Here is a 19750-nt window from a genome sequence, read left to right on the forward strand (position 1 = left end):
GCCACACGGAAACTAAGCAGAGACAATGTGGCGAAGGCTGTGCAGCTCGAGTTCGTCGGGCAGTTCGGCGAGCTTGCGAATCGTGTTGAAGACCTCGTCGAGCCGGCGTACTCCCAGGCGGCTGCGGCGTTCGGTGATCCACAGCGCCGGGTGCTTCCCCGGGCTGAAGCGGGGCCGGGCCTGTTCGACCCACTCCTCCAGCAGCGGCACGACCCAGTCCAGTTCGTGGACCGTCAGGACGGTACGGCGCTTGGGCGGGCTGCCCCGGGACGCCTTTCCCCAGCGGACCTGCAGGGCCCCGAAGCGGCCGTAGTCACTGGCCCGCAGGTTGTGCCGGAGGTCGGGCAGGTCCAGCATCGACGCCTCTCGGCGTCGCAGGCCGTAGGCGTAGACGAACTTGAGCATGACCGAGTCGCGCCAGGCCGCCAGAGAACCCTTGCGGCCCAGTTTCCCCTTCTGCTCGACCCGGTCGTCGGCCGCGTCGAAAAGCTGCTGCAGTTCGTCGTAGGTCAGGGCCCGTCGGCCGGGCCTGCCTTCGAACTCGGCAACGTGGTCGGCGGTGTTCCAGTCGTGGCAGACCTGGACCGGGAACTGACCGAACTCCTCCGCGCAGGCCGCCGACCAGCCGAAACGGCTGTCCGTGACGAACGCACAGAACAGCTCCAGGTCGTTCTGCTGGCCGCGCACCGTCGAATGAGCGGCTGGCGGATCCTTGGTGAACTGCGCGGCGAAGTATGCCTCCACGTCCTCCGGCGTCCACTGCCAAGGGTAGGCGTTGGTGTACTCGGCGAACCGCCGCACCAGGCGCAGCCGATCCCTGACCGTTTTCTCCGCCAGCAGCCGACTGCGCTGCTGCCGCGACCAGCCCTCCAGCATGGCTTCGAACATCACCGGCCCCGGGTCCAGAGCCCGCACATTCGTCGGCCGGACCAAGTGCATCGCACCGGGCAAATCGCCTGTTCTCACACCCACTCCAACGGTTGCGTTCAACGCAACATCGTGGCGTCAGAAGTCGATCGGGCGAGGCCAGGCCAGTTCTCTTCACCCGAAAGGGGCATGCCCGCCGCGAGTCTGAGCTGGTCGGCAGGCGTTCCCTGGCCTCACCGCATGATGCATCCAATGAAATTCCGCCTCTTTGGTGCCACACCACCTCGCCGGCCGGCGCCCATATCGACGTCGTCCTCGGCCCGGGCCTGGAACGGCAGTACTCGTTGTGCGGCGATCCGGCCGACCGGGAGGTGTGGCGGATCGCTGTCCTCCGCGAGGCCGTGGGGCGGGGAGGGTCCGCCTACGTGCACGGCGAGTTGAGGTCGGGCGACAAGGTCCGGGTACGCGGGCCCCGCAACCACTTCCCACTGGAGCCGGCCTCCCGGTACCGCTTCGTCGCCGGCGGCATCGGCATCACCCCGATCCTGCCGATGCTGGCGGCCGCCGAGGAGACGGGCGCCGAGTGGACCCTGCTCTACGGCGGACGGACCCGGCACACCATGGCGTTCACCCGGGAGTTGGGACGGTACGGCGACCGGGTCACGGTCGCCCCCGAGGAGGAGTCGGGACTGCTGGACCTCGCCTCCGTGCTCGACGACGTCCCCGAGGGCACCCTCGTCTACTGCTGCGGACCCGCGCCGCTGCTGGACGCGGTCGAGGCGCGCTGCCCGGCCGGGGTGCTGCGCCTGGAGCGGTTCCGCCCGAAGGAGGCGGCGGCGACCGGCCCGGAGACGGAGTTCGAGGTCGTACTCGCGCGCAGCGGGCGCACGGTGGCCGTCCCGCCGGACGTCTCCGTCCTGGACGCCGTCCGGGCCGCCGGCGTCGAGGTGCTCTTCTCCTGCACGGAGGGCACCTGCGGCACCTGCGAGACCGACGTCGTCGAGGGCGAGCCGAACCACCGGGACTCGGTACTCACCGACGCGGAACGGGCCGCCGGGGAGACGATGCTCATCTGCGTGTCCCGCTGTCGTGGCCGGCGGCTCGTGCTGGACCTGTGAGCGCCTGACCGGTGATCCGGAGATCGGCGTCGATCCGGGCGACCGTCGCCAACAGGTGCGGCAACAGGTCCCGGCGCACGGACTCCACGGAGTTGCGGCCGGCGTGCACCGCGATGTTCACGCCGGCCACCGCCTCGCCGTCCCGGTCCCGCACCGGCGCGGCGACGGACCTGAGGCCGTCCTCCAGTTCCTGGTCGACGAGCGCGTAGCCCTGGCGGCGCACCCGGCGCAGTTCCGCGCGCAGGGCGTCCGCCGAGGTGAGGGTGCGGGCGGTGTGCGGGCGCAGGTCGGCGCGGGCGAGCCGGGTCTCGATCTCGGCGTCCGGCAGATCGGCGAGGATCACCCGGCCCACGGAGGTGAGGTGCGCCGGGAAGCGGGTGCCGACGGTGATCGACGCGGTCATGATGCGACTGGTCGGGACGCGGGCGACGTACACGACGTCGTCGCCGTCCAGGACGCACAGCGAGGACGACTCCCGTATCTGTGCGACGAGTTGCTCCAGATGCGGTTCGGCGATCTGCGGCAGCGTGAAGCCGGCCAGATAGGAGTAGCCGAGCTCCAGCACGCGCGGGGTGAGCCGGAAGAGCCGGCCGTCGGTGTGGACGTAGCCGAGGTCCGCCAGGGTGAGCAGGAAGCGGCGGGCCGCCGCGCGGGTCAGTTCCGCGGCGCGGGCGACCTCGCTCAGGGTCAGCGCCGGGTGGTCGGCGTCGAAGGCCCGGATGACGGCGAGGCCCCGTTCGAAGGACCTGACGAAGTGCGGTGCGCGGGCTGCATCGGACATCTGGCCTCCGGCAAAAGCCTCACGGCAGGACGTGCGGCACGAACGGCCGTACGCAGTGCGCACGCTATGAGTGCGCGTCCCGCACTGTCAACGACTCCGGGTTGAATCCTCAACGACCCATAGTGGCGCGGGCATTGACCTGAGCTCCGCACCGGCCCTACGTTCCCGCTGAGCACGTTCTCGCTGAGCACGTTCGTGCTGTCTGCGCACAGCCTGTCGGAGCACCTGGTCCGGTCCCACAGGGGGAGTCATGCGTCGTCTGTTCGTCGGCCTCACGGCCGTATCCGTCCTGACCGCCGCGACGGCTTGCGGCTCGTCCGATTCCGGAGGGTCGGACGACGCCGGTTCGTCCGGCGGCACCACCACGGTCAAGGTGGGCCTCATCCCCATCGTCGATGTCGCGCCCCTGTACCTGGGTCAGAAACAGGGCTTCTTCGAGAAGCGCGGACTGAAACTGTCCTTCGCCGGCGCCCAGGGCGGCGCGGCGATCGTGCCCGGAGTGGTCAGCGGCCAGTTCGAGTTCGGTTTCAGCAACATGACGTCCTTGATGATCGCCCAGTCCAACAACGTGCCCGTCAAGGCGGTGGCGAACGGTATCGCCTCGACCGGCGTGGTGGGCGAGGACTTCGAGGCGCTCACCGTCAAGGGCGACAGCCCGATCAAGTCGCCGAAGGAGCTGGAGGGCAAGAAGGTCGCCATCAACACGCTGAAGAACATCAACGAGACCGCGGTACGGGCCTCGGTCGGCGCCGCGGGCGGCGACCCCGACGAGGTGGACTTCGTCGAGCTGGCCTTCGACCAGATGCCGGCCGCGCTCGACGGCGGACGGATCGACGCGGCCATGGTGGTGGAACCGGCGCTGGCCACGATCAAGAACCAGGGCGGCCGGGAGATCGCCTCCCCCATGGTCGACATCCATCCGGATCTGACGGTCGCCATGTACTTCACCTCCACCCGGTACGCGCGGGAGAACCCGGAGGTGGTGAAGAAGTTCCAGGAGGCCACCGCCGAGTCCCTCGCCTACGCCGACACCCACCCCGACGAGGTCCGCGAGATCGTCAGCACGTACACCAAGATTCCCGCGGACGTGCTGGCGAAGGTGACCCTGCCGAAGTGGCCGGTCGAACCGAACCGCTCGTCCCTCAACGCGCTGGGCAAACTCGGTTACGAGGACGGCCTGTTCAAGCGGCTCCCCGACCTGGACGCACTGCTGCCGTGAAGGGGGCGAACGCCGCGCTGGGCGCGGCCGGACTCGCGGTCTTCCTCGCCCTCGGGGAGGCGGTACCGCGCCTCGGCCTGGTCGAGGAGGAGTACTTCCCGCCGACCAGCCGCATCGCCGAAGCGCTCGGTACGGAGGCCGCGGACGGCGCCTTCTGGACCGCGCTCGGCGACACGCTCACCGGCTGGGCGCTGGGCCTGGCCCTCGCGGTCGGCGCCGGAATCGTCGTCGGGGTGCTCCTGACGGTGGTGCCGTACCTGCGCGAGGCGACGGCGTCCACGATCGAGTTCCTGCGCCCGATCCCGTCGGTCGCGCTGATCCCGCTGGCGGTACTGCTCTACGGCACCGAACTGCGGTCGGTGCTGCTCCTGGTCGTGTACGCCGCCTTCTGGCAGATGCTGATCCAGGTCCTGTACGGCGTCCAGGACGTCGACCCGGTCGCCGAGGAGACGGCGCGGTCGTACGGTCTGGGCACCTGGGCCCGGGTCCGGCACGTGCTGTGGCCGACCGCGCTGCCGTACGTCATGACCGGGGTGCGGCTGGCGGCGGCCGTCGCGCTGATCCTCGCCATCACCGCCGAACTCGTCATCGGCGCACCGGGGCTGGGCGCCCGGATCGCCGTCGCGCAGACCTCGCAGGCCGTGCCCGAGATGTACGCGCTGATCGTCGTCGCCGGTCTGCTCGGGCTGCTGATCAACGTCGGGGCCCGGTCCGTCGAGCGGCGGGCGCTGGCCTGGCACCAGTCGGTGCGCGGGGAGGTGGCGGTGTGAGGCGCGTACCGCTGCGGCTGGTGTTCACGCTCGCGCTGCCCGCCGTGCTGGTGGCCGTCTGGTGGGTGTCCTCGGCCGGCAGCGAGGACGTGTACTGGCCGCCGCTGCGCACGATCCTGGAGACCTTCCCGGACGTGTGGACCGGCGAGCGGTGGCGCGGCGACGTGCTGCCCAGCGTGCTCAGGCTCACGGCGGGCTACGCGCTCGCGGCACTCGCCGGTGTCGCGCTCGGCACGCTCATCGGCTCCTACCGGCGGGTGCGGGCGGTGGTCGAGCCGGTACTGGAGTTCCTGCGGGCGGTGCCACCGCCGGTACTCGTGCCGGTCATCATGCTGTTCGCGGGCATCGGCGACACCATGAAGATCGTCGTGATCGCGGCCGGCTGCGTGTGGCCGGTGCTGCTCAACACGGTCGAGGGCGTCCGGGCGGTCGACGCGGTGACGGCCGAGACGGCCCGCTCCTACGGCATCACGGGTGTCGCCCGGCTGCGGCACGTGGTGCTGCGCTCGGCGAGCCCGCAGATCTTCGCGGGTCTGCGCCAGGCGTTGTCGATCGGCATCATCCTGATGGTGATCAGCGAGATGTTCGCCGCCAGCAACGGTCTCGGTTTCACCATCGTGCAGTTCCAGCGCTCGTTCGCGATCCCCGACATGTGGACCGGCATCCTGCTGCTCGGCCTGCTCGGCTTCGTGCTGTCGGTCCTGTTCCAGCTGGTCGAGCGGCGGGCGCTCGGCTGGTACCACGGCCTGCGCGCCGCCGCCCGGCGGCCCGGGTGAGGCTTCCGAAAGGGCGGTCCATGCTCGACGTACGCGGCCTGAAGAAGGTGTACGAGGGATCGGGACGGCACGTCGAGGCGGTGCGCGACCTGACCTTCTCCGTGGCGGCCGGGGAACTGGTCTGCCTGGTCGGCCCGTCGGGCTGCGGCAAGACGACGCTGCTGAAGTGCGTGGGCGGGCTGCTGGAACCGACGGCCGGCGAGGTGTTCCTGGCCGGGCGGAAGGTGGCCGGTCCGCCGCCCGGGATGGCGTTCGTCTTCCAGGAGTACGGGCGCAGCCTCTTCCCGTGGATGCGGGTCGGCGAGAACGTCGGACTGCCCCTGAAACAGAAGGACCTGAGCAAGGCGCGGCGCCGGGAGCTGGTCACGGACGCCCTCGCCTCGGTCGGGCTCGCGGACGCCGCCGGGGCGTACCCCTGGCAGTTGTCCGGGGGCATGCAGCAGCGGGTCGCCATCGCGCGGGCGCTGGCCTACGAGCCCGAAGTGCTCCTGATGGACGAGCCGTTCGCGGCGGTGGACGCGCAGACCCGCGCCGATCTGGAGGACCTGGTACGGCGGCTGTGGCGGGAGCGCGGGATCACCGTCCTGTTCGTCACCCACGACATCGACGAGGCCGTCTACCTGGGCGAACGCGTGGTCGTGCTGTCCGCGTCCCCCACGGTCGTGCGGGAGCAGCTCAAGGTCGACCTGCCGGGCGACCGGGACCAGGTGCACACGCGGGTGGCCCCGCGCTTCGCCGAGCTGCGGACCCATGTGTACGAGCAGATCCAGGCGGCGAAACGCGGGGCGGAACAGCCGGTCAGGACGGACGCGCCGCCGCCTCACTGACCCGGGCCGCCCACAGCCCGCGGACGTGTCCCAGGTGCCGCGTCATCACCCCGCGCACCGCCTCCTCGTCGCGGGCGAGCAGCGCGTCGAGGATCTCCAGGTGCTCCTCGGCCGACGCCCGCAGCCTCCCCTGTTCCACCAGCGCCGTCAGGCCGTACAGCCGGGAGCGCCGGCGCAGGTCGCGTACGACCTCCACCAGGTGGGCGTTGCCGGCCAGCGCCAGCAGCCCCAGGTGGAAGCGCAGGTCGGCCTCGACGTACGCGATGAGGTCACCGGCCGCGGCCGAGGTGACGATCTCCTCGGCCACCGGGCGCAGGGCCTCCAGCGCGACGGCGTCGGCGGTGGTGGCGAGCGCGACGGTGGTGGGGATCTCGATGAGCGACCGGATGTGGGTGTACTCGTCGAGTTGCCGGTCGGAGACGGCGGTGACCCGGAACCCCTTGTTGGGGACGGTGTCGACCAGCCCCTCCTTGGCGAGGTCGAGCATCGCCTCGCGCACCGGAGTGGCGGAGACGCCGAAGCGGGCGGCGAGGCCGGGGGCCGAGTAGACCTCGCCGGGGCGCAGTTCACCCGCGATCAGGGCGGCGCGCAGCGCCTCGGCGACCCGCTCGCGGTGGCTGGGCTTCCTGCTCCCGAGGACGGGCAGGGCAGGACCGGTGGCGTTCGCGTTCACAGCACTCACAGCACGAACCCCGCGGGGAAGGGGTCCTCGGGATCGAGAAGGTACTGCGCGGTGCCGGTGATCCAGGCGCGCCCGGTGAAGCTGGGCAGCACGGCGGGTCGGCCTCCGACCTCGGTCGTGCCGAGCAGTCGGCCGGTGAACCGGGTGCCGATGAAGGACTCGTTGACGAACTCGGTGTGCGGGGGGAGTTCGCCCCGGGCGTGCAGCTGGGCCATGCGGGCACTGGTGCCGGTTCCGCAGGGCGAGCGGTCGAACCAGCCGGGGTGGATCACCATGGCGTGCCGGGAGTGGCGGGCGGTGGCGTCGGGTGCGGTCACCTGGACATGGTGGCAGCCGCGGATGGACGGGTCCTCCGGGTGGACCGGCTCCTCGTCCTCGTTGATGGCCGCCATCAGGGAGAGGCCGGCGGCGAGGATGTCGTCCTTGCGGGACCGGTCGAAGGGCAGCCCGAGCCGCTCCAGTGGCAATATCGCGTAGAAGTTGCCGCCGTAGGCGAGGTCGTACGTCACCGTCCGGCCGTCGGGCAGGGCCACCTCGCGGTCGAGGCCGACGGCGAAGGAGGGCACGTTGCGCAGGGTCACCGCCCTGGCCGCGCCGCCCTCCACCGCCACCTCGGCGACGACGACTCCGGCGGGGGTGTCGAGACGGATGGTGGTGACGGGTTCGACGACCTCGACCATGCCGGTCTCCACGAGGACGGTCGCCACGCCGATCGTGCCGTGGCCGCACATGGGGAGGTAGCCGGAGACCTCGATGTAGACGACGCCCCAGTCGCAGTCGGGGCGGGTGGGCGGCTGGAGGATCGCGCCGCTCATGGCGGCGTGGCCGCGCGGCTCGTTCATCAGCAACCGCTTGACGTCGTCGCGGTGTTCGCGGAAGTACAGCCGCCGCTCGTTCATGGTCGCGCCGGGAATGGTGCCGATGCCGCCGGTGACCACACGGGTGGGCATGCCCTCGGTGTGGGAGTCGACGGCGTGCAGGACGATTCTGCTGCGCACGGCCCTGCCCCCTACGCCAGTCCGGCCGCGAGGGCCTTCTCGGTGGCGGAGCAGACGGCGGCCTCCTGTTCGGGCAGCAGCGGCACACGCGGTGGGCGGCAGGCGCCGCCGTGCCGTCCGGCGAGGTCCATGGAGAGCTTGATGGCCTGCACGAACTCGACCTTCGAGTCCCAGCGCAACAGCGGGTGCAGCTGCCGGTACAGCGGGTCGGCCGTGGACAGGTCACCGGCGACGGCGGCGCGGTACAGCTCGACGCAGGCGGCGGGCAGCGCGTTGGGGTATCCGGCGATCCAGCCCTTCGCCCCCGCGAGCGCCAGCTCCAGCAGGACGTCGTCGGCACCGGCCAACAGGTCCAGTTCCGGGGCGAGTTCCGCGATGCGGTAGGCGCGGCGGACGTCGCCGGAGAACTCCTTCACGCCCTGGATGTGCCCCTCTCCGTGCAGCCGGGCGAGCAGCTCGGGCACCAGGTCGACCTTCGTGTCGACGGGGTTGTTGTACGCGACGACCGGCAGACCCGCCCTCGCGACCTCGGCGTAGTGGGCGAGGACGGAACGTTCGTCGGCGCGGTAGGCGTTGGGCGGCAGCAGCATCACCGCGCCGCAGCCGGCCTCCCGTGCCTGCTCGGCCCAGCGCCGGGCCTCGGCGGACCCGTAGGCCGCGACGCCGGGCATGACCCGTTCCCCGCCGACGGCGGCGACGGCGGTCTCGACGACCCGGGCGCGTTCCTCCGGGGTGAGCACCTGGTACTCGCCGAGGGAGCCATTGGGTACGACACCGTCGCAGCCGTTCGCCACCAGCCACGCGCAGTGGTCCGCGTAGGTGTCGTGGTCGACGGAGAGGTCGTCGTTCAGCGGGAGCGCGGTGGCGACGAGGACGCCGCGCCAGGGGCGGTGGTCGGTCATGAGGGTCCTCTCTCGGGCTGCTGCGGCTGGTCGGGCTGTTGCGGCTGGTCGGGGTGGTCTGGCGGGGCGGGCAGGTCGGGCTGGTCCCGCAGGGGCGGGTGGTCCCGGTGGCCCGGCTGGTCCCGCAGGTCCGGCTGGCCCCGGTGGTTCGGCTGGCCCCGCGCATCCGGGTGGTCCCGCAGGTCCGGGTGGTCCCGCAGGTCCGGCTGGCCCCGGTGGTCCGGGTGGTCCCGCAGGTCCGGCTGGCCCCGGTGGTCCGGGTGGTCCGGGTGGCCCCGCTGGTCCGGCTGGTCCAGGTGGTCGCGCTGGTCCGGGTGGTCCGGGTGGCCCCGCTGGTCCGGCTGGTCCAGGTGGTCCCGCTGGTCCGGCTGGTCCAAGTGGTCGCGCGGGTCCGGCTGGCCCCGGTGGCCCGGCAGGCCCCGCAGGTCCGGGTGATCCGGCTGGCCCCGCAGGTCCGGCTGGCCCCGGTGGCCCGGCAGGCCCCGGTGGTCCGGCTGGTCCGGGTGGTCCGGCTGGCCCCGCAGGCCCGGCTGGTCCGGCTGTGGCTGGGCGAGGACGCCGAGGGGTACGGGGCGGGCGAACGGCCGGCGGGGAGGGGTGGCCTCGCATCCGGTGAGGCCCGCGACGGCGGTGGCGCACATCCGCCCCTGGCACCAGCCCATCCCGGCCCGGGTCAGCAGCTTCACGGTGCGCACGTCGCCCGCGCCGAGTCCGTCGACGGCCTCCCGGACGGCACCGGCGGTGACCTCCTCGCAGCGGCAGACGAGGGTGTCGTCGGTGACCTGGTCGGTCCAGTGGGCGGGCGGGGCGAAGGCGGCGGTGAGGGCCTCGGCGGAGGCCCGCAGCGTCTCGCGGGTCCGCGCGGCCGGCGCCGGACCGGCCGGTTCGGGCCCGTTGCCCCGGAGCCGGGCGGCGATCGAGCGTCCGGCGATGTGCCCCTCGGCGAGCGCGAGGGCGGCGCCGCCGACGCCGGTGGACTCCCCGGCCGCCCAGACGCCGGGGACGCTCGTGCGCTGCTCGGCGTCGACGGCCACGGCCGTTCCGTCCAGGCGGCAGCCGAGGCCGTCGGCGAGGTCGGTGTGCGGGAGCATGCCGTGGCCGACGGCCAGGGTGTCGCAGGGGAGGTACCGCCCGGTGCCGCGCCGGACGCGTCCGTCGGCGTCCAGGGCGGCGACGGTGACGCCGGTGAGCCGGTCGACTCCGTGGGCGCGGACGACGGTGTGCCGGGTGAGGGGGCGGACGCGGTGGCGCAGGAGCCGGGCGGCGTATCCGGCGCCCTCGGGGAGCTTGCCGGCCAGGGCGCGGGCGTGGCGGGCGACCCGCCTCGGGTCGGCCGACTCCACGAGCGCCGCCACCCGTGCCCCGGCCGCCGCGAGCCCGGTCGCCACGGGCAGCAGCAGCGGCCCGGTGCCGGCGACGACGACGGTCCGTCCGGGCACCACCAGCCCGCCCTTGAGCATGGCCTGGGCGCCCCCGGCGGTGATTACGCCGGGCAGGGTCCAGCCGGGGAAGGGCAGGACGTGCTCGTAACCGCCGGTGGCGAGCAGCACCGCGTCGGCCTGCACGGCGACCGGCTCGTCCGGTACGGGTCCGAGCAGCGCGTGCACGGTGAAGGCGCCGGACCGCTCCTCGACGAACCACACATGATGGCCCGTCAGGACGCGTACGTCGCCGGCGGCGAGCCCGTCCCGCAGCCGCTCCCAGGTGCGCCACCGGTGGTGCAGCGCCCGTGGCCGCCGGGCGCCCAGCTCGGCGGCGGGCTGCCGGAAGAACTGCCCGCCCGGCCGGTCCGCCGCGTCCACCACCGTGACCCGTAGCCCTCCTTCGGCCGCCGCCAGCGCCGCCGCGAGCCCGGCCGGCCCGGCCCCGATCACCGCGAGGTCAGTCCTCATGGCCGGTCCCCTCCTGGGTGCGGATCACGTCGCCCGGGTGTACGGGGACCAGGCAGGCGCGCTGGTTGGGGCGGTCGTTGACGGTGACGAGGCAGTCGAAGCACACGCCGATCCCGCAGAACACCCCGCGCGGCCGGCCCGTCTCCCGGGTGGTGCGCCAGGAGGTGATGCCGGCCGCCCACAGCGCGGCGGCGACCGTCCGGCCGGGCAGCGCCTCGACCGTCCGTCCGTCGACGGTGACCGTGAAGGCGGGCGCCGGCCGGGCCCGGACCAGCCGGAGCGGGTTCACCGGACCTCCTCGGGAAAGCGGTCGGGGCGGAACGCGGTGAGGTCGAGGGCGGGCCGCTCGCCGCTCAGCAGTTGGGCGATCAGGTGTCCGGTGCCGGTGGAAAGGCCGATGCCCGCGCCCTCGTGCCCGCAGGCGTGGAAGAGACCGGGCGCCCTCGGGTCGGGGCCGATCGCCGGGAGGTGGTCGGGCAGATACGGCCGGAATCCGGCGTACGCCCGCAGGACCCGTACCCGCGTGAGGAAGGGGAACAGCCGGGTCGCGCCCGCCGCCAGCGCCCGCAGCGCGGGAAGGGACACCGACCGGTCGAAGCCGACCCGTTCGCGGCTGGCACCGATGAGGACCGGTCCCGCGGCGGTGCCCTCCACGACCGGGGAGGTCTGCAGGGCGGCCGAGTCGCTGGCCACGTCGGCGACGTAGTCCGCGGCGTACACCTTGTGGCGTACGCGGGGCGGCAGGGGCTCGGTGACGAGGACGTAGCCGCGTCTGGGCAGGACCGGCAGCCGTACGCCGGCCAGGGCGGCCAGTTCGCCGCCCCACGGTCCGGCCGCGTTGACGACGGCCGGGGCGTGCAGGTCGCCGCGGTCCGTGCGGACGCCGCGCACGGCGCCGTGGGGGCCGCGCAGGACGCCGGTCACCGTCCGGCCGGTGTGCAGCCGGGCCCCCGACGCCCGCAGCAGGTGGGCGGCGGCCAGGGCGGGCATGACCTGGGCGTCCTGCGGATAATGCACGGCGCCCGCCAGGCCGGGGGCGAGACGGGGTTCGAGGTCGTGCAGCCGGTCCGCCGGGACGCCCACCGCCTCCACCCCGGCCGTCCGCTGGCCGGCGGCGAAGGCCTCCAGCCCGGCCAGTGCCTCGGGGGTCTCGGCGACGACGACACCGCCCTTGGCCTCGTACTCGACGGCGCGGCCCAGCTCCCCGGCCAGCGTGGTCCACAAGCGGGCGGACAGCAGGGCGAGTTCCAGCTCGGGTCCGGGTTCCTTGTCGGAGACGAGGAGGTTCCCCTCCCCCGCTCCGGTGGTGCCGCCGGCCACCGGGCCACGGTCCACCACGGTCACGTCGAGCCCGGCGCGGGCGGCGTACAGCGCACAGGCCGCGCCCACCATTCCGGCCCCGACCACTACGACATCGCAGGTCAGCGGCGTGCTCACGTCAGTACTATGTCACACAACACACTCTCTGGGAACAGGGCGGAGCCCGCTCGCGCAGTGGATCACTCGGGGGCGGGGACCACCCTCAGATGGGCCGCGGTACGGCGAGGGCGGGCCGGACGGTACGGGGTGCGGCGGGGTTCGCGCAGGACCAGCGTCAACCGGGTGTAGCCCAACTCCTCCAGCGCCCGCGGCGTTTCGACCACGACCCGGCACTCGGTGGCGCCCCAGCGCGGGTCGGGGTGGTGCAGCGGCCGTACGGCACCGTCGAGTTCGACGGCCTCCGCGCCGACGGCACGGATCCAGTGCGGCAGGCCCTGGCGGTAGGCGGCCTCCATGATCGGGTCCTGGGCGATGTCGCGGCGGACGGCCTGCAGGCCGTTGTCGTGGCCGTACCGCTCCAGGGCGCCGGCCAGGTGCGCCAGCATGGGCAGGCACCAGCTCGACTCGTGCTCCCCGAGGACCGCGGCGGCGTCGGGGTGGAACAGGACGAATCTGAGGAAATTGTCGCCCGGCATGGCCGTCGGATGCGGTCCGGCCCCCCGGAAGAGTGTCCGGAAGGCGCCGTTGGACAGCACCACGTCCCAGCGGTGGTCGACGACGAGAGAGGGGAAGGACACGGCCTCCAGGAGCGCGGTGTAGTCCTGGAGATACGCCTGGGCGTCGGGGGTCGTGGGGACGGGCCGCGGCGCCGGCCGCTGCCCTCCTGCCTGAAATGCCATCGGGAGGTCACCCCTCTTGCCTATGCGGCCTTCTCGCGGCGTCCCGATCCTGGTGCCCCGACGCGAGGCGTGTCAACTATCGTGGCATTTCGTGCCTGTTGACGGCTGAAATAGGCCACAGTTGTGGCGAGACCTGGATGTGAGTTCGAGCGGCAGGCTACTCTCCGGGAAGTTCACGGCAACCGCTTGTGAGAAGCCTGTGAGGCCTGTGAGAGACGTAGGAGAGCTGTCGGTGACGGGTGGCTTCGAGGGTCCGGGTGCCATGCCGACGGCCGTGCTGTCCGCCGTCGTCGCCCGCGTCACCGCACTCGCGGACCGGCTCGGCGTGCCCGCCGCCGAGGTCTTCGACGTCGGCCGCCTGTCCGCCGCCTCCGGCGTCCCCGAGTCCGTGGCGGGCGCCCTGCTGAGCGGCCGGCCCGCGGGCGAGCCGGATGTGCAGGCCCGGTTCGTGCAGCGGCTCGACCTGCTGCGCCGCACCCGGCTGAAACCGAACGGACGCAAATACACCCAACAGGAGATCGCCGACGGCGCCGGCATGTCCCGGCAGCAGGCGGGCGCCCTCATCAACGGCGACCGGCGGCCCACCATGGAGCACTGCGACGCCATCCAGCGCTTCTTCCGGGTGCACGCGGGATTCCTCACCGCAGAGGACCCCGAGGCGCTCGCCGGCGCCCTCCAGCACACCGAGCAGGAACTGCTGCAGCAGCTCGCCGACCGGGAACGGAAGGCGGCGGCCGCCGCCAGCGACCCGCTGGAGCGGCTGCTCCAGGACCACGGCGTCCGCGGCATCGCCTGGCGGGCCGCTCAACTGCCCACCGACCAGCACCGCGACAAGGTCGCCGAATGGCTGGACATGCTCCTGGAAAGCGTCAAGCGGCCCGAGTCGTGAGCCTGGGGAGAGACGTGGGCATCGGTAGGGACATGCGCCGCCTGTGCGGCGAGTTGGTCGAGGAGCTGACGCTCCCCGCCCCGGCGCGGCCCGCCGAGTTGTACGCGGCGCTGTGCGAGGCGATGAGCAGACGGCGGGGGCGTCCGGTGCTGTTCCGCATGGCCGCCTTTCCGCCCGGGACAGCCAGCGGCCTGTGGCTCGACATGGCCGACCAGGACCTGGTCGTCGTCGAGGAACGCACCGCACCCGACCACCAGTTGGTCATCCTGGGTCACGAGCTGTGGCACATGAAGGCCGGGCACTGCGGGCACCACGTCGAGGGAGCCACGGTCGCGGCCCGGCTGCTGGACGCCGACGGCCGGGACGAGCGGGACGAGGAGGTCCTGCGCGCCACCGTGCGCACGGTCGCCGCGCGTTCCCGCTTCGACCTCGCCGACGAGAAGGAGGCGGAGGCCTTCGGGCTGCTGCTGGCCAGCAAGTGCCGGACGTGGCTGGACGGTTCGGCCCTGCGCGGGCCGGTGCAGCGGGACCACCTGGCGGGACGGATCGGGGCGTCGCTGGGCTATCTGGGCTGATGACTTGGGCTGATGGCTCTGGGCTGATGGCTCGATCGGCCCATGGCGAGCGGCGTACGGGGCGCGGCTCGGCGGGATTGTCAGTGGTGGGCGGCAAGCTGGGAGTGTGCCGCCGCTGTGCGGGGGCGCGCGACCGCTGACGTCGTTGTGGGGAGAGCCGACCGATGACCACCACCACCGCCGTACTGACCGACCACGAGCGCACCGCCGTTCAGGCCTACCTGCGGCTCCTGCACACGGTGCGCGCCGGTTTCGACACCGCGGCGGGACCGGCCGACGCCCCTCGTCCGCCCGTCGTCCCGCCCTCCGTGCTGGCCGAGGCGGAAGAGGCGCTGGCGGCCGCGGGACTGGCCGGCAACGAGGAGGAGTTCTTCCGGCTGCTGCGGAGCTGGTGCCCGCGGCCCTGACGCCGGGCCCGGCGGGGGTCGTACGAGGAGCCCGGCGGGGCCCGCACGCGGGGGTGGACCGGGGGTTCGCGTGCCGCGCGCGCGGAGCGGACGGCGGTCGCACGCTGGGACGGACGGGGATCGTACGTGGCGCCGAACGGGAGTCACACGTGAGGCCGGACAGGGGGGTGCGCGAGCCGCACGCGCGGAGGGACGGGAGTCGCGTGCGGGGCCGGACCCGGGCCCCGCACGCGGGCCGGACCGGCGATTCACAAGCCGCACACGCGGACGGGCACGCCCTCCCTCGTCGTGCGGCCGACCGCGCCGTGCTCGCTCACCGGTGCCGGCCGGGCACCGTGCCCTGCCCGCGGCCGACCGCCGGGAGCGTGGGCGGCGCGCCGGAAGGCTCAGGTGTGCGGGACCGTGACCGCCGTGGCGACCAGTCCGTGCCCGGCGGTCCAGCGGCCGTCGAAGTGGGTCAGCCGCCGGCCGCCCACCGTCGGTCCCGGCACCAGGAGGGTGGCGCGCAGGGTGCCTCGGCGCGGGTCGCCCGGGTTCACGGAGATCTCGATGTCGGCCTCCATGAAGTCCAGCCACTGCCCGGTGAGGGGGAACCACGCCTTGTAGACGGACTCCTTGGCACTGAACAGCAGCCGGTCCCAGTGGACGCCCGGACGCTCCTCGGCCAGCCGGCGCAGCCGCTCCGCCTCCACCGGCAGGGACACGGTGGGCAGGACGCCGTCCGGGAGCGGCCCGTCGGGTTCGGCGTCGATGCCGAGTGAGGCGAGGTCGGTGGCGCGGACCAGGGCGGCGGCGCAGTAGCCGTCGCAGTGGGTCATGCTGCCGACCAGCCCGGCGGGCCAGCGCGGCGCACCGCGTTCGCCGGTCAGCACGGGCTGCGCGGGCACACCGAGCTTCTCCATGGCCCGGCGGGCGCAGGACCGGACGACGGTGAACTCCCGGCGGCGCTTGGCGACCGCCCGGGCCACGAGCGCCTCCTCCTCCGGGTAGAGGGGAAGGTGCCCCACGTCGTCCCGGCCGTGGGCCTCCACCGTGACGACCGTGTCGGGCAGCAGCTCCTCGATCACCGGGCCACCTCCTCTCGCGTCGGCGACGGCAGGATGCGGCGCAGCGCTCCCGGTGGCCCGGTCCGCTTGCGCCATTCGCGGGGGTAGCCCACCGACACCTCCTCGAACCGGACGCCCTCGTGCCAGGTGGTCCGCGGGATGTGCAGATGCCCGTAGACCATGGTGTCGACCCGGAACCTGCGATGCCAGTCGGCCGTCAGGCTCGTACCGCACCACATGGCGAACTCGGGGTACCACAGGACGTCGGTGGGGTGCCGGTCCAGCGGATAGTGGTTGACGAGGATCGTCGGCAGCCCGGCGGGGAGCGCGGCGAGTCTGCGCTCGGTCTCGGCGACCCGCGCCCGGCACCAGGCGTCACGGCTCGGGTAGGGGTCGGGGTGCAGCAGGAACTCGTCGTTGCACACGACGCCGGTGCCGTGGGCGTACGCGAGTCCCTCGTCCTTGGTCGCGGATCCGGCGGGCAGGAACGAGTAGTCGTAGAGCAGGAACAGCGGCGCGACGACCGCCGGGCCGCCGGCTCCGTCCCACACGGGGTACGGGTCCTCGGGTGTCGTCACGCCCAGCTCGCGGCACATCTCGACGAGGTGCTCGTAACGGGCGACGCCACGGAGGGTGACGGCGTCCTTGGGATGCGTCCACAGTTCGTGGTTGCCGGGGGCCCAGACGACCCGGCGGAAGCGGTCCGCGAGGGTGCCGAGGGCCCAGCGGATGTCGGAGACGGTCTCCGCCACGTCGCCGGCCACCAGGAGCCAGTCGTCGTCGGACTCGGGGCGCATCCTCTCGACCAGGGCGCGGTTCTCCGCATAGCCGATGTGCAGGTCGCTGATGGCCCACAGCTGCCCCGGGCCACCGTCCGTCGCCGTCATCCCCCACCCCTTCCGGACACGCGTTCGACGCCACGAGATCACATCGCGGGCCCCGGTCACAAGGGCGGCTCGCCCACGCCGGACCTGGGCGTCCCGGCCGCCCCGCGGCACCGCCCGTGCATCCGTGTGACGCGCTTTGCGTCGGGAGGCGGGGAACCCCCTATGATCGGCCCAACACCACCGCCACGATTCCCTCCGCGCAGGGCGGCTTGGTGTCCCTCCAACCCCCTGGCCGGGCACGGCCCCGCTTCGCCCTGCCCGCGAACCGTGAAAGGCGGCCTGCATGGTTTCTCCCGTACGCGTCTGGCTCAACCGCACGTACGCGGAGAACGTCTTCTTCATGGATCAGCTGCGGAGAAATCCCGCCGACCGGGCCGTCGAGATCCATGCCACGCACGGCGACCCGGACTCCCCCGTGCTGGCCGCCGCGGACACCGCCGACCTGGAGCCGGAGGGCCTGTCCCCGGCCGGTTACGTCGAGTACGCCCTGGACCAGTGTGTACGGCGCGGCATCGACGTGTTCGTGCCCCGGCTGTACCAGTCCGCGATCGTGGCCCACCGTGCCGAGTTCGAGGCGGCGGGTACGGCGCTGCTGGCGCCGCCGCCGGAGGCGGTGGCCGTCTTCCACGACAAGGTGATCGCCTACGAGGCGGTCCGGGCGATCGGCGTTCCGGTGCCGCCGTGGTGGCGGGTCCGCACCGCCGACGAACTCGTCTCGGCCGTCGAGGAGCTGGAGGCGCACGGGCACCGGGCGTGCTTCAAACCGGCGTCCGGCGCGGGCGGCGTGGGCTTCCGGATGGTCACCCGGGACCCCTTCTCCCTCACGCACCTGAACGGCTTCCCGAGTCCGTCCGTGCCGCTGCACCTGGTCGTCGAGGCGCTGCGGGCCGCCGAGGAGCCGGTCGACTGGCTGGTGATGCCGCGGCTGGAGCAGCCGGAGGTCTCGGTGGACTGTCTCACCGGGCCCGACAACCGGGTGCGGCTGGCCGTGGGCCGTACCAAGGACGGCCGCCGCCGGGGTTTCACGCTCCACGAGCAGTGGCTGGCGCCGGCCCGGCGGATCGCCGAGGCGTTCGGGCTGCACCACCTGTCCAACGTGCAGTTCCGGATGTACGGCGACCGGCCCGTCCTGATGGACGTCAACACCCGGCCGGCCGGGGGCCTGCACCAGCTGGCGCTGTGCGGGATCAACGTGCCCTGGGCGGCGGTCCGGCTGGCCCTCGGTGACGACCCGGGCGAGCTGACGCCGCCGTTCCTCGGCCAGGACTACACGGTGGTGTCCGGACCGCGGCACCTGCGGCCCGTCTCCCTGCCGCATCAGCGCACGGACCTCCCCACCGTTCCGGCTCCGGCTCCGGCTCCGGCTCCGGCTCCGGCTCCGGCTCCGGCTCCGGTGAAGTATCCGGCGGTCACCGCGTCGGCCGCCGGCCCGATCACCGCCCCCGCACCGGACCCGGCCGCCGGGGCTCCCGCGTAGGACGCGGCCGAGAGGCCGGCCGCCCTACCTCAGGTACGCCAGACCCGGGTGGGCGGCCGTGTAGCCGTCGACGAGGCGGTGGGCGACGTCGACCGAGTCGACGAGCGGGTGCAGGGCGAAGGCGCGTACCGCTGCCGTGCGGGAGCCGGACCCGGCCGCTGTCAGGATCTCGCGCTCGACCGCCTTGACCGCGCAGACCAGGCCGGTGGCGTGGCCCGGCAGCGGGTCCACGGCCACCGGGTGGGCGCCGTTCGCGTCGACCAGGCACGGGACCTCGATCACGGCGTCGGCGTCGAGGACCGACAGCGTGCCGCGGTTGCGGACGTTGAGGATCAGGGTGGCGCGCTCGTCGCGGGCGACGGCCCGCATCAGCGCCAGCGCCACCTTCTCGTAGCCGCCGGACAGGTCGTCGGCCTCACGGTCGCCCGCGCCCGCCGCTTCACGGTTCTCGGCCATGTAGGTGGCCTCGCGCTCGGCGCGGGTGCGGTCCCACGTCGCGAGGGCGGGGGTGTCGGGGCGGCGCATCTCGTCGTAGAACCGGGCCTGCTGGTCGCGCAGGAACGCGCCGCGGGTGCGGTCGGCCTCCCGGTAGGCGCGGACGGTCTCCCGGTTGAAGTAGTAGTAGTGCAGGTACTCGTTGGGGATCGCGCCCAGCGAGCGCAGCCACTCGGGGCCGAACAGCCGCCCCTCCTCGAAGGAGCCGAGCAGCGCCGGGTCGGCGAGCAGCCGCGGGAGTTCGTCGCGGCCCGCGACGCGCAGGCCGCGCACCCAGCCGAGGTGGTTGAGGCCGACGTAGTCGATCCACGCCCGGTCCGGATCGGCGCCCAGCACGCGGGCGACGCGGCGGCCGAGGCCGACCGGCGAGTCGCAGATGCCGATGACGCGGTCGCCGAGGTGCCGGGACATGGCCTCGGTGACCAGGCCGGCCGGGTTGGTGAAGTTGATGACCCAGGCGTCCGGCGCCAGCCGGGCCACGCGGCGCGCGATGTCGACGGCGACCGGGACGGTGCGCAGTCCGTACGCGATGCCGCCCGCGCCGACCGTCTCCTGCCCGAGGACGCCCTCGGCCAGCGCCACCCGTTCGTCGTCGGCCCGCCCTTCCAGGCCGCCGACGCGGATCGCGGAGAACACGAAGTCGGCGCCGCGCAGCGCCTCGTCCAGGTCCGTCGTCGCGGTCACCTCCGGCGCGTCCGGCACCCCGGCGGCCTGCTCGGCGAGCACCCGGGTCACCGCCGACAGCCGGGCCGCGTCCAGGTCGTGCAGCACGACGTCCGTCACGCGTCCCTCGGAGCGGTCCCCGAGGAGCGCGCCGTACACGAGCGGCACCCGGAATCCGCCGCCGCCCAGAATCGTCAGCCTCACGCCCGCACCCTTCCGTCACCGAGCCGCGCTTTCCGCCTGGCGCCGATCATGGCACGGCCGGGTACCCACTCGCGTGCTCCCGCCCTCCCCCTGTCCAGGGGGCTGTCCCGGGGCGG

20 protein-coding genes and 1 pseudogene are annotated in these 19750 nt (G+C 73.3%); 9 read left to right on the top strand and 12 right to left on the bottom strand.

What is annotated here, in order from left to right:
• Positions 1 to 12 precede the first annotated feature (12 nt).
• Entirely contained in the window at positions 13 to 888 is an 876-nt protein-coding gene (locus ACFCZF_RS11635; RefSeq protein ID WP_376671544.1) for a tyrosine-type recombinase/integrase, read from the bottom strand.
• 188 nt (positions 889 to 1076) lie between these two features.
• Between ACFCZF_RS11635 and ACFCZF_RS11640 the strand changes: the two genes are divergently transcribed.
• On the top strand, positions 1077 to 1985 hold the full coding sequence (locus ACFCZF_RS11640) for a PDR/VanB family oxidoreductase (RefSeq protein ID WP_376671545.1): 909 nt from the start codon (positions 1077 to 1079) through the stop codon (positions 1983 to 1985).
• Here ACFCZF_RS11640 and ACFCZF_RS11645 read toward each other — a convergent pair.
• The gene (locus ACFCZF_RS11645) at positions 1936 to 2766 is read right to left on the bottom strand and encodes an IclR family transcriptional regulator C-terminal domain-containing protein (protein WP_376671502.1); all 831 of its coding nucleotides are present in this window, start codon (positions 2764 to 2766) and stop codon (positions 1936 to 1938) included. The genes ACFCZF_RS11640 and ACFCZF_RS11645 overlap by 50 nt on opposite strands.
• A 250-nt stretch (positions 2767 to 3016) precedes the next feature.
• On the opposite strand from ACFCZF_RS11645, the gene ACFCZF_RS11650 reads away from it, so the two are divergent.
• The 4 genes from ACFCZF_RS11650 to ACFCZF_RS11665 are packed head-to-tail and all read left to right on the top strand — an operon-like array spanning position 3017 to position 6358.
• Positions 3017 to 3985: an ABC transporter substrate-binding protein gene (locus ACFCZF_RS11650; protein ID WP_376671503.1), complete on the top strand. Its 969-nt coding sequence runs from the start codon at positions 3017 to 3019 to the stop codon at positions 3983 to 3985.
• On the top strand, positions 3982 to 4755 hold the full coding sequence (locus ACFCZF_RS11655) for an ABC transporter permease (protein WP_376671504.1): 774 nt from the start codon (positions 3982 to 3984) through the stop codon (positions 4753 to 4755). Before ACFCZF_RS11650 ends, ACFCZF_RS11655 begins: the two co-directional genes overlap by 4 nt.
• Positions 4752 to 5531 carry an ABC transporter permease gene (locus ACFCZF_RS11660; RefSeq protein ID WP_376671505.1) on the top strand — a complete coding sequence of 260 codons (780 nt, stop codon included), beginning with the start codon at positions 4752 to 4754 and terminating at the stop codon, positions 5529 to 5531. The genes ACFCZF_RS11655 and ACFCZF_RS11660 overlap by 4 nt, the downstream gene beginning before the upstream one ends.
• Before the next feature lie 20 nt (positions 5532 to 5551).
• On the top strand, positions 5552 to 6358 hold the full coding sequence (locus ACFCZF_RS11665; protein WP_376671506.1) for an ABC transporter ATP-binding protein: 807 nt from the start codon (positions 5552 to 5554) through the stop codon (positions 6356 to 6358).
• Here the strand turns inward: ACFCZF_RS11665 and ACFCZF_RS11670 are convergent.
• The 7 genes and pseudogenes from ACFCZF_RS11670 to ACFCZF_RS11700 form a co-directional block, all read right to left on the bottom strand.
• Positions 6330 to 7040, bottom strand: coding sequence for a GntR family transcriptional regulator (locus ACFCZF_RS11670; protein WP_376671507.1), 711 nt, complete (start codon positions 7038 to 7040; stop codon positions 6330 to 6332). The two genes, ACFCZF_RS11665 and ACFCZF_RS11670, sit on opposite strands and share 29 nt — an antisense overlap.
• On the bottom strand, positions 7037 to 8038 hold the full coding sequence (locus ACFCZF_RS11675) for a proline racemase family protein (RefSeq protein ID WP_376671508.1): 1002 nt from the start codon (positions 8036 to 8038) through the stop codon (positions 7037 to 7039). The genes ACFCZF_RS11670 and ACFCZF_RS11675 overlap by 4 nt, the downstream gene beginning before the upstream one ends.
• 11 nt (positions 8039 to 8049) lie before the next feature.
• Positions 8050 to 8940 carry a dihydrodipicolinate synthase family protein gene (locus tag ACFCZF_RS11680; RefSeq protein WP_376671509.1) on the bottom strand — a complete coding sequence of 297 codons (891 nt, stop codon included), beginning with the start codon at positions 8938 to 8940 and terminating at the stop codon, positions 8050 to 8052.
• Positions 8941 to 9485: 545 nt separating this feature from the next.
• A pseudogene (locus tag ACFCZF_RS11685) lies at positions 9486 to 10832 on the bottom strand (NAD(P)/FAD-dependent oxidoreductase); the annotation flags it as partial.
• The gene (locus ACFCZF_RS11690; RefSeq protein WP_376671510.1) at positions 10822 to 11121 is read right to left on the bottom strand and encodes a (2Fe-2S)-binding protein; all 300 of its coding nucleotides are present in this window, start codon (positions 11119 to 11121) and stop codon (positions 10822 to 10824) included. The pseudogene ACFCZF_RS11685 and the gene ACFCZF_RS11690, both read right to left, overlap by 11 nt.
• Complete coding sequence (locus tag ACFCZF_RS11695; RefSeq protein ID WP_376671511.1) at positions 11118 to 12269, bottom strand: NAD(P)/FAD-dependent oxidoreductase; 1152 nt, start codon at positions 12267 to 12269, stop codon at positions 11118 to 11120. The genes ACFCZF_RS11690 and ACFCZF_RS11695 overlap by 4 nt, the downstream gene beginning before the upstream one ends.
• Positions 12270 to 12331: 62 nt before the next feature.
• The gene (locus tag ACFCZF_RS11700; RefSeq protein ID WP_376671512.1) at positions 12332 to 12991 is read right to left on the bottom strand and encodes a hypothetical protein; all 660 of its coding nucleotides are present in this window, start codon (positions 12989 to 12991) and stop codon (positions 12332 to 12334) included.
• A 232-nt stretch (positions 12992 to 13223) separates the two neighbouring features.
• Here ACFCZF_RS11700 and ACFCZF_RS11705 point away from each other — a divergent pair, with 232 nt between their 5' ends.
• The 3 genes from ACFCZF_RS11705 (at position 13224) to ACFCZF_RS11715 (ending at position 14862) form a co-directional block, all read left to right on the top strand.
• Positions 13224 to 13880: a helix-turn-helix domain-containing protein gene (locus ACFCZF_RS11705; RefSeq protein WP_376671546.1), complete on the top strand. Its 657-nt coding sequence runs from the start codon at positions 13224 to 13226 to the stop codon at positions 13878 to 13880.
• A 32-nt stretch (positions 13881 to 13912) separates the two neighbouring features.
• The gene (locus ACFCZF_RS11710; protein WP_376671547.1) at positions 13913 to 14455 is read left to right on the top strand and encodes a toxin-antitoxin system, toxin component; all 543 of its coding nucleotides are present in this window, start codon (positions 13913 to 13915) and stop codon (positions 14453 to 14455) included.
• A 164-nt stretch (positions 14456 to 14619) separates the two neighbouring features.
• Positions 14620 to 14862: a hypothetical protein gene (locus tag ACFCZF_RS11715; RefSeq protein ID WP_375906909.1), complete on the top strand. Its 243-nt coding sequence runs from the start codon at positions 14620 to 14622 to the stop codon at positions 14860 to 14862.
• 386 nt (positions 14863 to 15248) lie between these two features.
• Here the strand turns inward: ACFCZF_RS11715 and ACFCZF_RS11720 are convergent, their stop codons facing one another.
• Positions 15249 to 15929, bottom strand: a complete 681-nt coding sequence (locus ACFCZF_RS11720; protein ID WP_376671513.1) for a 4'-phosphopantetheinyl transferase — start codon at positions 15927 to 15929, stop codon at positions 15249 to 15251.
• The gene (locus ACFCZF_RS11725) at positions 15926 to 16795 is read right to left on the bottom strand and encodes a metallophosphoesterase family protein (protein ID WP_376671514.1); all 870 of its coding nucleotides are present in this window, start codon (positions 16793 to 16795) and stop codon (positions 15926 to 15928) included. The genes ACFCZF_RS11720 and ACFCZF_RS11725 overlap by 4 nt, the downstream gene beginning before the upstream one ends.
• A gap of 283 nt (positions 16796 to 17078) precedes the next feature.
• Between ACFCZF_RS11725 and ACFCZF_RS11730 the strand changes: the two genes are divergently transcribed.
• Positions 17079 to 18272: an ATP-grasp domain-containing protein gene (locus tag ACFCZF_RS11730; protein ID WP_376671515.1), complete on the top strand. Its 1194-nt coding sequence runs from the start codon at positions 17079 to 17081 to the stop codon at positions 18270 to 18272.
• 24 nt (positions 18273 to 18296) lie between these two features.
• Here the strand turns inward: ACFCZF_RS11730 and ACFCZF_RS11735 are convergent, their stop codons facing one another.
• On the bottom strand, positions 18297 to 19634 hold the full coding sequence (locus ACFCZF_RS11735) for a 6-phospho-beta-glucosidase (RefSeq protein ID WP_376671516.1): 1338 nt from the start codon (positions 19632 to 19634) through the stop codon (positions 18297 to 18299).
• Positions 19635 to 19750: the final 116 nt, after the last annotated feature.

Source organism: Streptomyces sp. NPDC056296, assembly GCF_042268605.1.
Classification (GTDB): domain Bacteria; phylum Actinomycetota; class Actinomycetes; order Streptomycetales; family Streptomycetaceae; genus Streptomyces.

Coding starts and splice junctions, on each gene's coding strand:
- ACFCZF_RS11635 (WP_376671544.1), bottom strand. CDS start 888: ATGTTCGAAGCCATGCTGGAGGGCTGGTCGCGGCAGCAGCGCAGTCGG.
- ACFCZF_RS11645 (WP_376671502.1), bottom strand. CDS start 2,766: ATGTCCGATGCAGCCCGCGCACCGCACTTCGTCAGGTCCTTCGAACGG.
- ACFCZF_RS11650 (WP_376671503.1), top strand. CDS start 3,017: ATGCGTCGTCTGTTCGTCGGCCTCACGGCCGTATCCGTCCTGACCGCC.
- ACFCZF_RS11665 (WP_376671506.1), top strand. CDS start 5,552: ATGCTCGACGTACGCGGCCTGAAGAAGGTGTACGAGGGATCGGGACGG.
- ACFCZF_RS11680 (WP_376671509.1), bottom strand. CDS start 8,940: ATGACCGACCACCGCCCCTGGCGCGGCGTCCTCGTCGCCACCGCGCTC.
- ACFCZF_RS11700 (WP_376671512.1), bottom strand. CDS start 12,991: ATGGCATTTCAGGCAGGAGGGCAGCGGCCGGCGCCGCGGCCCGTCCCC.
- ACFCZF_RS11710 (WP_376671547.1), top strand. CDS start 13,913: ATGCGCCGCCTGTGCGGCGAGTTGGTCGAGGAGCTGACGCTCCCCGCC.
- ACFCZF_RS11715 (WP_375906909.1), top strand. CDS start 14,620: ATGACCACCACCACCGCCGTACTGACCGACCACGAGCGCACCGCCGTT.
- ACFCZF_RS11725 (WP_376671514.1), bottom strand. CDS start 16,795: ATGACGGCGACGGACGGTGGCCCGGGGCAGCTGTGGGCCATCAGCGAC.
- ACFCZF_RS11730 (WP_376671515.1), top strand. CDS start 17,079: ATGGTTTCTCCCGTACGCGTCTGGCTCAACCGCACGTACGCGGAGAAC.